The organism is Frigoribacterium sp. PhB24, assembly GCF_003755185.1.
In the GTDB taxonomy this organism is placed as follows: domain Bacteria; phylum Actinomycetota; class Actinomycetes; order Actinomycetales; family Microbacteriaceae; genus Frigoribacterium.
Map to the genome: position 1 here is coordinate 228,224 of NZ_RKIC01000010.1, position 13,680 is coordinate 241,903.

The window sequence follows — 13,680 nt, forward strand, 5'->3', positions numbered from 1 at the left end:
GTCCGGGTGATCTGTCCCCCGAACGGTGGACACTGTCAGGGTCCCGGTCCTACCTTGAGTGTCACCCGAGACGTGACGATCCCCGCTCACCCGAACCCGGCACCGTACCCGAACACGGCGCCGGGCGAGCAGGTCGAGGCGCGCGCCTGCCCTACCCGGAAAAGGCACCACATGCATTCGCTCACCCTCGCAGGGACTCCCCGTCGCGGGCGGAGGGCCCAGCGCCTGTCCGCCGCGCTGCTCGCCACCCTCGCCCTGGCCGGCACGGCCGCCCTCGCCGGTGCCGCCGCGCCGGCCCGGGCCGCCGAGATCGACAACGCCATCACGAACGTGACGGTCACCCCGACCACGCCGAAGCAGGGGACCCAGCTCACCACGACGATCGCCTGGCAGGTCCCGGACGACACCACGGCCGGTGACACCTTCACGCTGGCCCTCAGCGAGCACCTGAAGAACCTGCCGACGGAGTTCGCGCTCCGTGACCCCGCCACCGGCGCGATCGTGGCCGACGCCACCGTCGTCGGGACGCGACCCTCCGTGGTCACGTTCACGATGACCGACTACGCCGAGGCCCACCTCAACGTCAGCGGACAGGCGTTCGTCACGTCGGACTTCGAAGGGAGCACCACGCCCTCCGGCGTCCCCACGCCGTTCACGTCGACCACGAACGACGGGCGCGACTTCACGACCGTGGTCACCCCGACCGGGGTGCCCCGCGGCCAGGACCAGCCCACCAAGTACGGCACCTACGCCGCCGCCGACCAGGGACGCTCCACGGCGGCCCGCTTCCTCACCTGGCACGTGCTCACCCCGCTGGGCGCGTTCGAGTCGGCCACGACGACGGACGCCGTCCCCGCGGGACAGGCCTGGACCTACGACTGCGACACCCTGGTCACCGACTCGATCCGCCTCAAGGCCGACGGCACCTCCGCCGCCCCCGTCGCCGTCACCCCCACGTCCTCCACCTGTTCGCCCGCCGGCTTCAGCGTGACCTGGGGTGCCCAGGTCGCCAACGTGCAGGACCGCGTCAGCATCGCCGTGAGCCTCCCCGCGCCGACCGGAACCGCGACGCCCGCGCAGACGTTCACCAACCTGGCGACGGTGTCGACCGTCGTCGGCGGCGTCACCACGACCGGTTCGGTCAGCTCGTCCAAGACCCAGGCCTCGGCCGGGGGAGAGGGCAGCGGTGACGTCCCTGTCCCCGTCCCCGCCGTCACCATCACGAAGGACGACGCCGCGGGCAACGCGGCCGACACCGCCGACGCCGCCGTCATCCTCGCCGACGGGACCGCCTCGCTGGCCTACCGGGTGACCAACACGGGTGCCGACGCGCTCGCCGACGTCACGGTCTCGGACGCGGTCGTCGCCAACGGGACGGTCACGGGGCTGAGCTGTGACTTCAGCGCCCTGGGCGGACCCGCCACCGGCGTCACCTGGGCCGGCCCGCTCGCGGTCGGAGCGTCGTTCGACTGCACCGCCGCCCTGACGGGTGTCACGGCCGGTGACGTCGACCACCACGACGTCGGCACCGTGACGGCGCGCGGTATCGGGTCGGGGCAGGCCGTCACGGCTTCGAACGACTGGTTCGCCCGCACCCCCGCCGTCGCGATCGCGCCCACGACGCCGTCGTCCGCGCCCACGACGCCGTCGTCCGCGCCCACGACTCCGGCCGCCGCCGTTCCCGCGGCGCGCCCCGCCGCTCCGGCCGTGTCGACGCCCCGAGCCGCCGCCTCCGCCGGTCTCGCCTTTACCGGAGCCGAGTTGACAGGCCCGGTCACGCTGGCCGCGCTGCTCACCCTGCTCGGTGCCGCGCTCGTCGTCGGAAGCCGTCGCCGAGCGGCCCGCGCCGCCCTCACCGGGGACGCCGACCGCACGCACCGCGGCGAGTAGCCGTCCGACACGGGGGTGCCGGGTCCGGCGGACGTCTCATCCGCCGCACCAGGCACCCCCCGTTCGTCCAACCTGCGCATCCCTGAAACAGACGTGGACTAGGTTCGCTACTCGTGGAAGAACACAACGGACACACGATGCGCGTCGTCAGCTACAACCTGCGCGAGCACACGGCCAAGGGCGAGATCCGTGCGCTCGCCGAGGACAACGACGCCGACGTGCTCTGCCTGCAAGAGGCCGACACGAAGGACATCCCCGACGAGTTCGGTGACTTCGCCCTCGCCGCCTCGACCCACAACAACCGTCTCGGCCTGGCGGCCTACTACCGCCGGACACGATTCGAGCTGCTGGGCACGAACGTCTACGCGTTGAAGAAGTCGATGCACGACCGGGTGATGTCACCGGCGCACGAGCGCCTGCTGGCCATGCACCTGGCCGACCGCCAGAGCGGACGCGACGTGCTCATCGGTTCGTTCCACGCCGCGCCCCTCACGGCCACGAACGGCCTGCGCAAGAAGCAGGTCGAGTCGGCGCACCGCCTGATGCGCGCACTGGCGCCGGGCGTGCCCATGTTGATGGTGGGCGACTTCAACTACCCGTGGTTCCACGGGGGTCTCCGCAAGCACATCGAGCGGGACGGCTTCGTGCTCACCCGCAGCTCGACGCCGACCTACCTCGGCTACAAGTACGTCAAGGGCCACTTCGATTTCGCGACGAGTTACGACCTCAAGATCGAGGACGTCGTGACGCTCCCGGCCGGGGTCAGCGATCACCGGCCGATCCTGGTCCGCGCCCAGGGGCTCTGAGCCCGCGGTCGCTCGGCCCACGGTGCCCGACGGGCCCGGTCACCTCTCGGTGGCCGGGCCCGTCGTCGTGGTACCGGGCGAACGCAGGAGGCGCGGTGCGGCCGACAGCCACACCGCGCCTCCTGAAGGTCGTCGCGCCCTCGGGCGCTCGTCGGGGTCAGGCGGCGAGTGCGAGCTCGCGCGTCTCGACCGACGAGGCCTGCACGATGGTGCGGCTCGGCTCGTGACGCCAGCTGCGACCGGGGATGACCCAGCCCGCGGCACCGTCGACGACGACGGACGCGCCGACGCGGACGGCGGCGGTGACGTCGTCGCGCCAGGCGCGGACGGCGAACTCGGTGCCGCGGTCGTCGACGACGACGAACTCGACGAGGCGGGCGGTGGTCAGGGTGGGCGCGGTCGTGACCGTGCCGGTGATGCTGATGATGTCGTTCATGATGCTCGATTTCGATGTGTGCTCTGTGCTGCGACAGAATCCGTGGGACGACCCGCCGGGTGGGCGGTCGTGGTCCGCCTGACGGCGGTGGTCGGGCCTGCGATGACGGCGGCCGGAGAAGTAGGGCATCGATGATCGGTGGTCATCGTGCGCATCCGGCGAGGTCGTCTCGCGTGGCTTTTCGGGCGGTGCACCGGTGTGGACTCGGTCGTCACCGCACGGGGACTCTGTGAGAAGAGAGGCCCAAGCGACTCATGACTGTAACACGCCCGGGGTACGCGCACCAGTGCTTCCTTGGAAGACCCGACGGGGTCGGGTGGTTGGCTGTACACATGACCACGATCCCCACCATCACCCTGAACAACGGAATCCAGATCCCCCAGCTCGGGTTCGGCGTCTACCAGGTCGACCCGGCCGAGACGAAGGACGCCACCCTCACGGCGTTCGAGGTCGGGTACCGCCACATCGACACTGCCGAGATGTACGGCAACGAGGCGGGCGTCGGCGAGGCGATCGCCGAGAGCGGCATCGACCGCGGCGAGATCTTCGTCACCTCGAAGCTCAACAACGGCTTCCACAAGCGTGACGACGCGCTCAAGGCGTTCGACGGCACGCTCGACGCGCTCAAGCAGGACTACGTCGACCTGTTCCTCATCCACTGGCCCCTGCCCGGCATCGACGTCGACTACGTCGAGACCTGGAAGGCCCTGGAAGAGATCCACGCGAGCGGCCGCGCGAAGTCGATCGGTGTCTCGAACTTCCAGCAGCCGCACCTCGAGCGCATCCTCGACGAGGGTTCGGTCGTGCCGGTCGTCAACCAGATCGAGGTGCACCCGTACCTGACCCAGGACGCTCTGCGCGAGTTCGGCGTCTCGAAGGGCATCCACACCGAGGCCTGGTCGCCCATCGCCCAGGGCGGCGTGCTCAAGGACGAGACCATCACCGAGATCGCCGAGCGCGTGGGCAAGTCCACCGCCCAGGTGACGCTGCGCTGGCACATCCAGCGGGGCGACATCGTCTTCCCGAAGTCGGTCACGCGGTCGCGCGTCGAAGAGAACTTCGACCTGTTCGACTTCGAGCTGACCGACGCCGACGTGGCCGCGATCACCGCCCTGAACAAGGACGAGCGCACCGGCCCGAACCCGGACGAGTTCAACTACATCCCCAGCTGATCCTCCGATCGGCACGGCGCCGCACCGAGGTGTGACGCCGGGGCACCGAGGCCGGGCCCGCACGTCGTCACGACGCGTGGGCCCGGCCTCGGCACGTCGGGGCATCCGGTGGGCGCCTAGTACGATCGACGTTTCCCCAGACCACAGCCGACCAGACCCGGAGGGCGTGACACGGTGCGACGGTTCGTCGGCGTCCTACGCCTGCTCGCGGCCGCCGTCGGCGTCGTCGCGCTGGTCGCCGACTTCGTCTACGTGCTCGGGTTCAGCACCTTCAGCTCGATCAACTACTTCAGCTACTTCACTCAGCAGAGCAACATGGCCAACGTCGTGGTGCTCACGGTCGCGGGGGTGCTGGTGCTGAGCGGCCGTCCCGAGCCCGGATGGTTCGCGGGTGTCCATGCCCTGGTCAGCACATACGTCATCGTGTCGGGCATCGTGTTCGGCATCATCGTCGCCGAGTCGGCCGGCCACAACTACCGCATCGAGGTGCCCTGGTCGAGCCAGGTGCTGCACTTCGTGATCCCGACCTTCGTGCTCGTCGACTGGGTGCTCGGTCCCGACCGCCCCCGGGTTCGCTGGCGCGTGGTGTCGATCGTGCTGGTGTTCCCGCTCGTGTGGGGCGTGTTCACGATCGTCCGCGGCGCTGACGTCGGCTGGTACCCGTACTTCTTCCTCGACCCGGCGCAGGTGACCTGGCCGGGCGAGTTCCTGCTCTACAACGGCATCGCCCTGGGGACGATCGTCGGCGTGCTCGTCGCGCTCGTCGCCCTCAGTCACGTGCGGCCGCACGCGCGGGCCCGGCCGGGGGGCGGGCCGGCGTCACCGACGCGCGCTGCGCCTCCCGCGGTCGGGGGACCAGGAGGCGCGGGTCAGGACGTCGGGTCGGGCGTCGATCCGTCGGTGGGCTCAGGGGCCCCGTCGGCCACGAGGTCGAGGTAGGGCGCCAGGCTCCGCATCGCCGCGGCCACCGCCGCGTCGTCGTCGAGCGCGCCGAGCTCGGTCGCCGCGTCGCCGCCCGTCAGGGCGACCAGGACGGGGGCTCCCGTGGCCGGCATCAGGTTGACGAAGAGTCGGTAGGGCGCGTCCTCGTCGAGCACGGCCCAGACCGTGGCCCGGGTGGACCAGAAGGCCTCGTCGAAACGCAGCCAGAGCACCTCGCGGTCGCCGACGCCGAGGGCCTCGATCGCGTCGGCGTGGGTGGACGGCAGCTCGGGCGAGAACTCGGGGACCCCGGTCTTGAGCACCCCCAGAGGGATCGTCGACACGGCGCGGTCGACCGAGAGCGACTCGCCCGTGGCGAGCCGCAGCCCGACGCCCTGGTCGCCGTACTGCACCCGGACGACGTTGCTGTCACGCAAGACGTCGAGGCCCTCGAGCAGGCCCGCGACGAAGCCCGACAACCCACCCGTCACCAGCGTGTCACCGGTCGGCAGCAGGTCGCGTGCCGGATCGTCGCCGAGCGTCGCGACGGCCAGGTCGTCCGCCTCGGCGCCCCAACGGGCCGGGAGCAGGTCGTCGAGCACGAGGGCGAGACGGTCGGCGTCCGAGACCCCGTCGGAGCCGGGGAGGGTCGAGACCTGGTCGGCTCCGGACCCCGCGAGGGCGTCGGCGACACTCGTGCCGGTGTCGGCATCGCTCGTGGAGGCGCGACCGGCGGCCCAGGACGCGGCCTGATCGAGACGGTCGGCCGCGTCGCCGAGCGAGTCGGTCGTTGCGTCGGACGTCCGGACCTCGATGGTGTCGTCGAGCGGCCGCGTACGGACCCGGGTCAGGGCGAGGGCGGCCTGCAGGGCCACCGACTCGGGCCCGCCGAGCAGGCCGACCCCGAGTTCGACCGGGTAGGGCCAATCGTCGCCGTGCACGCTGTGCACCCGCCCGCCGACCCGGCCACGGGCCTCGACGACGACGACGTCGTAACCCCGGTCGGCCAGGGATCGCGCCGCGGTCGCCCCCGCCATGCCGGCGCCGATGACGGCGATGCGCTCGTCCGCCCCGGCGACCTCGGCGACCTGCGCCGCGACGTCGAAGCCCGACTGACGGGCCCCGTAGACGGTGCCGCCCATCGTCGAGGCGACGGCTTCGCCGGCGAAGAAGAGCCGGTCGTCGAGGGGGGTCCCGAGCAGCCGACGGTCGGCGTCGGACGTGCCGGGCGTGAGGTGGCTCGTCGCCCCGAGCGAGTAGGGGTCGTCGGTCCACGAGCTGCGGCGGAAGGCGGCGGGGACGACGGTGGCCCCCGGGGTCGGGGTCGGGGTCGGCGTCGGCGTCGGGGCCGGCGTGCCGGTGGCCGTCGAGGTCGGGCTGCCGGCGGGCGTGGGGGACCCCGTCGTGCACGCCGACAGCACGAGGATCGCGGCCCCCGAGACCGTACCCGTCAAGAACGCTCGCCGACTGATGCCCATGGTCCGCCCATTCTCGCAGCCGCGGCGCACGACCGCGCGCCGGACCGGGCCCGCGGCCGACGCCTCGAGGCGGAGGCGGTCCTGGGGCCCGGCACCGCGCCTCCTGGGGTGTCCTGGCGCCCGGCGCCGCGCCTCCTGGTCGCGGTCTCAGGCGTCGACGGTCTCAGGCGTCGACGGTCTCGAGGAAGGTTCGCAGCAGATCGGTGACCTGATCGACGGGCAGCAGCGACGAGGCGTGGTCCTGGCCGACGAGCGAGTAGAAGACCGCGGCGGGCATGCGGCGGGCGGCCTCCTGCGACTCGCGGTGGCGGTCGACGTCACGCGTGCCCGCCAGCAGCAGCGTGGGGACCTCGACCGAGTCGAGCTGCGGGATCGTGAGACCACCCCCGGTCTCGGCCGCGGTGAAGAAGGCGGCCAGGGCGGCCGGATCGTCCTGCATGAAGGCCAGGCGGGTCTCGGGATCGATCGGGCGGCCGATCGTCTCACCCCACCGGTCCACGAAGCGGGCCATGCCACCCGTCGTCAGGGCGTCGTGCCAGTCGGGCGTGAACGTGGCACCGATGTTGCCGTTCATCGGGGCCCAACTGCCGCCGATCGTGGTCAGCGTGCGGATCCGGCCGGGCTCGTGCGCCGCGATCGAGAGCCCGATGCGGGCCCCGAACGAGTAACCGACGTAGTGCGCCGGCTCGAGCCCCGTGTCGTCGAGCACGGCCGCGACGTCGCCTCGGTGCAGGCGCATGTCGTAGGCCGTCGAGTCGTGGGGCTTGCCGCTCTTGCCGTGGCCGCGCATGTCGAGGGCGATCACCGTGAAGTCGCGCTGCAGGTCACGTAGGTAGCCGAGGCCGCGCCAGGTGCCGCGCGACAGACCCGAGCCGTGCACGAGCAGCAGGGGCGGACCGTCGCCGTCGACCTCGTAGGCGATCTCGGTGCCGTCGACGGGGTTCGGGGTGGTCGCACGCATCCCCCCAGTCTGGCAGCGCGGTACAGCCCGTGCAGGTTGTGGTCGTAGTGCTCGTTGCGCTCGTTGCGCTCGTTGCGCTCGTTCATCCCATGCGGCTCGTGCGGCCCGTGCTGTTCGTTCTGCTCGTGCGGCTCGTGCGGCTCGTGCTGCCAGGGCGACGGCGTTCCCGGGGCGTGCCGACGGCCGACGTCGGCAACTCCTGCATCGTGCCGCCGGCACCGTCTTCGAGCGGCGCCACGGGCGGCGGCCGCATCCGCGCTCAGGATTTGCCGTCCGGGTCGGCGCCACGTCGGTACGTCCTCCCCGTGTTCGGCGGCCGCTGAGGGGCGGCAGGCGTCCGGCTGGCCGGAAACGGTCAGGGCGAGGTGGGCATGGTCGGCCTCTGCGAGACCGGAGCAGGGTGGGGGCATGGTCGATGCTTGGACGGCGGCACAGATCCGCGAGGCGGAACGGCCGCACCTCGAGGCGGGCGAGCCCCTGATGCAGCGGGCCGCCGACGGACTCGCGGAGGTCGTCCGCGACCTGCTCCGCGCCTCCTCGGTGTCTCGGTACGGCCGTGCGGCCCGAGTGCTGCTGCTCGCGGGCAGTGGGAACAACGGGGGCGACACGCTCTTCGCGGGGGAGCCGCTCGCCCGTGAGCTCCTGCCCCGAGGAGGCGCGGTGACCGTGGTGCCCGTGGGGACCCGCGTGCACGAGGCGGCACTGGCCGCCGCACTGGACGCCGGGGCCGCTCTCGATGACGTGGGACCGTGGTGCGATCCCGAGGCCGTGGCCGCGCGGCTGCCGGGGTACGACGTCGTTCTGGACGGACTGGTGGGAACGGGATCGAGTGGGGTCGGGCTCCGAGGAGACGCGCTCCGCGTGGTGCGGGCCATGCTGCCGGTGATCACGGGCGCGGACTCGGCGTCGACGGGCGGCCTGCGGAGGTCGGCGCCGCTCGTGATCGCCGTCGACGTTCCGAGCGGCATCGGAGTGGACGACGGGGCCCTGCCCGAACCGCCCCTCGTGTTGCCGGCGGACGTCACCGTCACGTTCGGCGGGCACAAGGTCGGGCTGCTGGCAGGACCCGGTTCGGGGCTGGCCGGTCGCGTCGTGCTCGTCGACATCGGCCTCGGCTCCGAGCTCGCGCGCGTGACCCCCGCATTCTCGACCCGCTGATCGCGCGCGGCTTGCCGGGCCCCACGCCCGCCTTCCGGCCGCGCCTCCGCCTCGTCCCCGCGATCACCCTCCCCGGTGCGGGTGGCAACTCCTGTCCGCTGTCGTCGAGGGTACGACCGGACGGGGTCCGGCCACGTCGTGAGCGCCGGGGGCAGGAGTTCTCGACGCCCGGACCGCGTCGGCGGCCGGACGTGTCACCGGGTCGGTGTCGTCTCGTCCCCAAGGATCGTCATCCGTCGCCCCGTCCCCTGCACGAGGAACGATCGTGGGGCGGCCACCGCGGCTCGGACACGCTCGGTGGCATGACCACCATCGCCGAACTCGTCTCGTCCGCCGGAGGGCTGCTCCACAAACGCGACCTGGTCTCGCACGGAGCCACCGACCGTCACCTCACCGTCGCCGTCCGGTCGCGGAGCGTCAGCAGGCCGCGCCGGGGGTGGTACTCCACGTGGCCGTCCCACGACCCTCGCTACGTCGCGGTGGCCGTGGGGGGCCGGCTCACGGGTGCTTCCGCCCTCCATCTGCTCGGGGCGTGGTCGTGGCGTCGAGCCCCCGTCACGGTGTCGGTGCCCGTCACGGCTTCGCGCCTCCGGAGGCGACGTGGCGTGCGAGTTGTGTGGGACCCGGTCGAGCTGAGCAGTCGGGGTTCGACGTGGGCGGTGGACCCTCGAGACGCTCTGGCCCGTGCTGTCGTCGAGACGCGCTCGCTCGAGGACGCGGTCATCCTCGTCGACTGGGCGAGAGAAGCCGGCATCGTGCGGGACGACGAGGACGCCATCGAGGTGCTGTCCCGCAGGAGCGCCGACGCCGCCGGCCTCGTGGCCTGGAGCGACGGCGGCGCGGAGAGCATCCTCGAGAGCGCCGCCGGCACGAGACTCCGTCGAGCCGGGCACCACGTGGTGCGCCAGGTCCCCATCGAGGGGACCGGCAAGATCATCGACATGGTTGTCGACGGGATCGTCGGCTTCGAGACCGACGGCCGACTCCATCACGAGAGACGCTTCAACGAGGACCGGCTCAAGGACGCGGACATCGCCCGGAACGGCCGGGTTCCGTTCCGGGCGAGCACGACGATGGTGCGGGACAGGTGGGTGTCGACGGCCGCGGCGATCGACGCCCTCATCCGTACGGCGGGCGGCCCCCGTCCGGTCGACGGTGTCGGCAACTCCTCCCTTCCACGACTGCTCGGGTCCAGAGGCCGCAGGAGGTGGCGGCTCGCGGTTCCCCGAGGGCGCGACGGTCGAGCAGCGCTGTCATGGGCGACATGAGGCGCAGGCCGGAAGCCCCTCCGCCCGAGCCAGTGCGGAAGCCCCTGCGCCCGAGCCAGTGCGGAAGCCCCTGCGCCCGAGCCAGTGCGGAAGCCTCTGCGCCCGAGCCAGTGCGGGGGCCGCGACCGGATCAGCGCCGGGGGGAGTCCTTCGAAGAAGGAACGACGGAGAGTGGAGTCGTGATCGTCTCGAGCGACTTGCGAGCCGCGTCCACACCGAAGATCAGGGCGATGACGCCGCCGACCAGCATGACGCCCGCGCCGAGGAAGTACCCACCGGTCAGGGGCCCGCGGTCGCTGCCGTCGCCGATCAGGGCGCCGTAGAGGCTGGGTGCGACGGCCCCGACGATCTGGCCGAGCGCGAAGAAGTAGCCGATCACCTGGCTCCGTAGCTCGAGCGGGAAGATCTCGCTCACCGTCAGGTAGGCCGATGAGGCCCCCGCCGAGGCGAAGAAGAACGACACGCTCCAGAACGCGGTCTGCGTCGCGGCGTTCAAGACGTCCGCCTGGAAGAGGATCGCCGACACTGCCAGGACGGCCGCCGAGACGGCGTAGGTCAGGAAGATCATCTGCCGTCTGCCCCAGCTGTCGAACAACGGGCCCAACACGAGCGGTCCGAGCAGGTTGCCCACGGCGAAGATCAAGAAGAAGTACTGCGTGCTGCTGGGGCTCGTGCCGTAGAAGTTCTGGAGCACGAGCGCGTAGGTGAAGAAGATCGCGTTGTAGAGGAACGACTGCGTGATCATCATCGCGGCACCGACGAAGGTGCGCTTCGGATAGTCGCGTACCAGGGTGCGGATGATGGTCGTGAACGCGATCCGCCCCGCGGCGACCACCTCGATGGCCTGGTCGTCGGATACCGGCGTGAGGTGGTCGGTGCCCTTGTCGCGTTCGACCCGGGCTTCGATGTCGTCGACGGTCGACTCGGCCTCCTGCTCGCGGCCGTGCGTCATCAGCCACCGTGGGCTCTCGGGGATGTGCCGCCGCAGGTAGATGATCGCGAGTCCGAGCACGGGGCCGATGAAGAACCCGATGCGCCAGCCGACGTTCTCGGCGAACAGGTCGGGGTTCAACAGGAAGATGTTGGCTGTGGCCCCGAGAGCCGCTCCACCCCAGTACGTGCCGTTGATCGCGATGTCCACACGACCTCGGTACTTCGACGGTATGAGCTCGTCGATCGCCGAGTTGATGGCGGCGTACTCGCCGCCGATGCCGGCGCCGGCGAAGAACCGGAACACGGCCAGGAAGGCGAAGTTTGGCGACAGGCCGGCGATGGCGCTCGCCACGAGGTAGATCGCCAGAGTCAGGATGAAGAGCTTCTTCCGGCCGAGGCTGTCGGCCATGCGCCCGAAGATCAAGGCGCCGAAGACCTGGCCGACGAGGTAGATCGTGCCCAACAGGCCCACCTCGGCCGCGGTGAGCCCGAGGTCGGCCTGGAACCCGGCCGAAGCGACGATCTGGATCTCGAGCCCGTCGAGCACCCAGGAGAACCCGAGGCCCACGACGATCGACCAGTGGAACCTCGTCCACGGCAGGCGGTCCATCCGGGCCGGGACGAGACTGCGCGTGCCACCGCCCGAGGCGCCGGTCGGCGAGGTGGTGGGTGAACTTGTCATGGGTCGGCCTCCCGGTGATGCGTGACGACGAGTGCGCAGGCTGCAACTCTGCAGAAGCTGCACGTGCACGGACGCTACTCGCGCCCGGCGTCCCTGTCCGCGCCGACAGGGGGGTCGTCACAGCAGCACATGCGCGAGGGCTCGTGTCGAGAACTCAGGGCTTCCGAGGAGGCGCGGGCCGAGAGAACCGGGGCCCGGACGAGGGGCGAAGCAGCGATCAGGAGTTGGCCGCGTTCGTCGGTCGGCCAGGGGATCGGGCGGGAGGGGCGGGAGGGCTGGAGGTTGCCAGGGGCCACGAGGTCAGAGGTCGCCGTTGCGAGAACCGTCGCTGTTGTGGTCGCGGCGAGGCGCGAGGCGCGACCCGCGACCCGCGACCCGCGAGGGGCGAGGCGCGAGGCGCGAGTTACTAGTGCGCGACGACCGGCTCGGCTCCCTCGACGACCGGCGGGCGTCGCACGAAGAACGACCCCACGACGGCGAACACCGAGATGATCGCACCGACGAGGAACGCGGCACGGACGCCGGCTCCGGTCGCGGCGGCGCCGGCGCCGGACTGGCTGGCGGCGGCGGTCGCGGCCAGGGTCATCACCGTGACGAACACGGCCGTGCCGGCGGCTCCGGCCAGCTGCTGGACCGTGCCGACGATGGCGCTGCCGTGCGAGTAGAGGTTCGACGGCAGCGAACCGAGGCCCGAGGTGAACAGCGGGGTGAACATGAAGGCGAGCCCGATGCTGAGGGCGACGTGCGCGCCGAGCACCATGGGGATCGGCGTGGACTCGGACACCGTCGACATGAACCAGAGCACGGCGCTGACGAGCGTGGTGCCCGGCACGAGCAGCACGGTCGGGCCGTACCTGTCGAACAGGCGGCCCACGACGGGCGACAGCAGCCCCTGGACGAGACCGCCGGGCAGCAGCAGCAGCCCGGTGGCGAGCGGGTCGAGGCCGTGGACGTTCTGCAGGTAGATCGGCAGCACGATCAGGGTGCCGAAGAGAGCGATCATGCCGACGCCGAGCACCGAGGCCGAGATCGTGAAGGTGCGCGACGAGAACGTCCGCAGGTCGAGCAGGGCCCGGTCGCGGCGTTGCAACGAGCGCTGACGCAGGACGAACGCGGCGAGTGCGACGACACCGACGGCGAGCGGCACCCAGGCGGGCACGGCGGCCTCGGCCCCTTCGCCGATGGAGCTGAGCCCGAAGACGATCCCACCGAAGGCGAACGCCGAGAGGATGACCGAGGTGACGTCGAGAGGCACCTTCTTCGGGGTTGTGACGTTCTTGACCCGGGCGGCGCCGAGGGCGAGCGCGGCGAGCGCGATCGGCAGCACGAGGATGAACATGAAGCGCCACTCGAGCACGCTCAGGATGACGCCCGAGATGGTCGGCCCGATGGCCGGGGCGACCGAGATGACGATCGAGATGTTGCCCATGGTGCGGCCGCGAGTGGCCGGCGGCACGAGGGTGAGCACGGTGGTCATCAGCAGCGGCATCATGATGGCCGTGCCCGAGGCCTGCACGACGCGGCCGAGCAGCAGCACGCCGAAGCCGGGAGCGATCGCCGAGATGGCCGTTCCCAGGCTGAACAGGCTCATCGCGGTGATGAACACCGGGCGGGTGTTGAAGCGCTGCAGCAGGAACCCCGTGATCGGGATGACCACGGCCATGGTGAGCATGAAGCCCGTGGTCAGCCACTGGCCGGCCGTGACCGTGATGTCGAGGTCGCGCGTGAGGCTGGGTAGCGCGACGCCCATGATCGTCTCGTTGAGGATCACCACGAAGGCCGAGACGAGCAGTAGCCCGATGACGAGCTTGTTGCGGGCGGCGGTGTCGGCCTGGTCGACGTCGGCTCCCGTCGTCGCGGTGTCGCGGACGGTCGTCGGGGGAGAGGGGTCGATGCTCAAGTGGGGCTCCTCGGAGATGACGGCGGGTATGCCTGTGCGGCTGAACGTACGAGACGGTCCGGTTCTTCCCGATCC

General features: G+C 71.3%; 12 protein-coding genes. 7 read left to right on the top strand and 5 right to left on the bottom strand.

All coding sequences use genetic code 11. The features are described from left to right. Positions 1–171 precede the first annotated feature (171 nt). On the top strand, positions 172–1,890 hold the full coding sequence (locus tag EDF50_RS05835) for an Ig-like domain-containing protein (protein ID WP_123518638.1): 1,719 nt from the start codon (positions 172–174) through the stop codon (positions 1,888–1,890). Positions 1,891–2,003: 113 nt separating this feature from the next. Next, entirely contained in the window at positions 2,004–2,696 is a 693-nt protein-coding gene (locus EDF50_RS05840; RefSeq protein WP_370453972.1) for an endonuclease/exonuclease/phosphatase family protein, read from the top strand. Between the two features lie 157 nt (positions 2,697–2,853). On the opposite strand, the gene EDF50_RS05845 is transcribed toward EDF50_RS05840, so the two are convergent. Continuing rightward, positions 2,854–3,132, bottom strand: coding sequence for a hypothetical protein (locus EDF50_RS05845; protein WP_123518639.1), 279 nt, complete (start codon positions 3,130–3,132; stop codon positions 2,854–2,856). Positions 3,133–3,464: 332 nt separating this feature from the next. Between EDF50_RS05845 and EDF50_RS05850 the strand changes: the two genes are divergently transcribed. Both EDF50_RS05850 and EDF50_RS05855 read left to right on the top strand, forming a co-directional pair. Then, positions 3,465–4,304 (top strand): aldo/keto reductase, encoded by an 840-nt coding sequence (locus tag EDF50_RS05850; protein WP_123518640.1) that lies wholly within the window; start codon positions 3,465–3,467, stop codon positions 4,302–4,304. A 174-nt stretch (positions 4,305–4,478) separates the two neighbouring features. Beyond that, positions 4,479–5,243 (top strand): Pr6Pr family membrane protein, encoded by a 765-nt coding sequence (locus EDF50_RS05855; RefSeq protein ID WP_123518641.1) that lies wholly within the window; start codon positions 4,479–4,481, stop codon positions 5,241–5,243. On the opposite strand, the gene EDF50_RS17055 is transcribed toward EDF50_RS05855, so the two are convergent. After that, on the bottom strand, positions 5,174–6,703 hold the full coding sequence (locus EDF50_RS17055) for an FAD-dependent oxidoreductase (protein WP_123518642.1): 1,530 nt from the start codon (positions 6,701–6,703) through the stop codon (positions 5,174–5,176). The genes EDF50_RS05855 and EDF50_RS17055 overlap by 70 nt on opposite strands. A 163-nt stretch (positions 6,704–6,866) precedes the next feature. Beyond that, a complete protein-coding gene (locus EDF50_RS05865) occupies positions 6,867–7,664 on the bottom strand; it encodes an alpha/beta fold hydrolase (RefSeq protein ID WP_123518643.1) in 798 nt (265 codons plus the stop codon). 47 nt (positions 7,665–7,711) lie between these two features. On the opposite strand from EDF50_RS05865, the gene EDF50_RS05870 reads away from it, so the two are divergent. The 3 genes from EDF50_RS05870 to EDF50_RS05880 all read left to right on the top strand — a co-directional run bounded on the left by EDF50_RS05870 (position 7,712) and on the right by EDF50_RS05880 (position 10,090). Next, positions 7,712–7,987, top strand: coding sequence for a hypothetical protein (locus EDF50_RS05870; protein ID WP_148076769.1), 276 nt, complete (start codon positions 7,712–7,714; stop codon positions 7,985–7,987). Positions 7,988–8,072: 85 nt separating this feature from the next. Next, the gene (locus EDF50_RS05875; protein WP_123518645.1) at positions 8,073–8,822 is read left to right on the top strand and encodes an NAD(P)H-hydrate epimerase; all 750 of its coding nucleotides are present in this window, start codon (positions 8,073–8,075) and stop codon (positions 8,820–8,822) included. 302 nt (positions 8,823–9,124) lie between these two features. Beyond that, the gene (locus EDF50_RS05880; RefSeq protein WP_123518646.1) at positions 9,125–10,090 is read left to right on the top strand and encodes a glycyl-tRNA synthetase; all 966 of its coding nucleotides are present in this window, start codon (positions 9,125–9,127) and stop codon (positions 10,088–10,090) included. 130 nt (positions 10,091–10,220) lie between these two features. Here the strand turns inward: EDF50_RS05880 and EDF50_RS05885 are convergent, their stop codons facing one another. Next, positions 10,221–11,705 (bottom strand): MFS transporter, encoded by a 1,485-nt coding sequence (locus EDF50_RS05885; protein ID WP_123518647.1) that lies wholly within the window; start codon positions 11,703–11,705, stop codon positions 10,221–10,223. Positions 11,706–12,111: 406 nt separating this feature from the next. Beyond that, on the bottom strand, positions 12,112–13,605 hold the full coding sequence (locus EDF50_RS05895) for a DHA2 family efflux MFS transporter permease subunit (RefSeq protein ID WP_123518648.1): 1,494 nt from the start codon (positions 13,603–13,605) through the stop codon (positions 12,112–12,114). Positions 13,606–13,680: the final 75 nt, after the last annotated feature.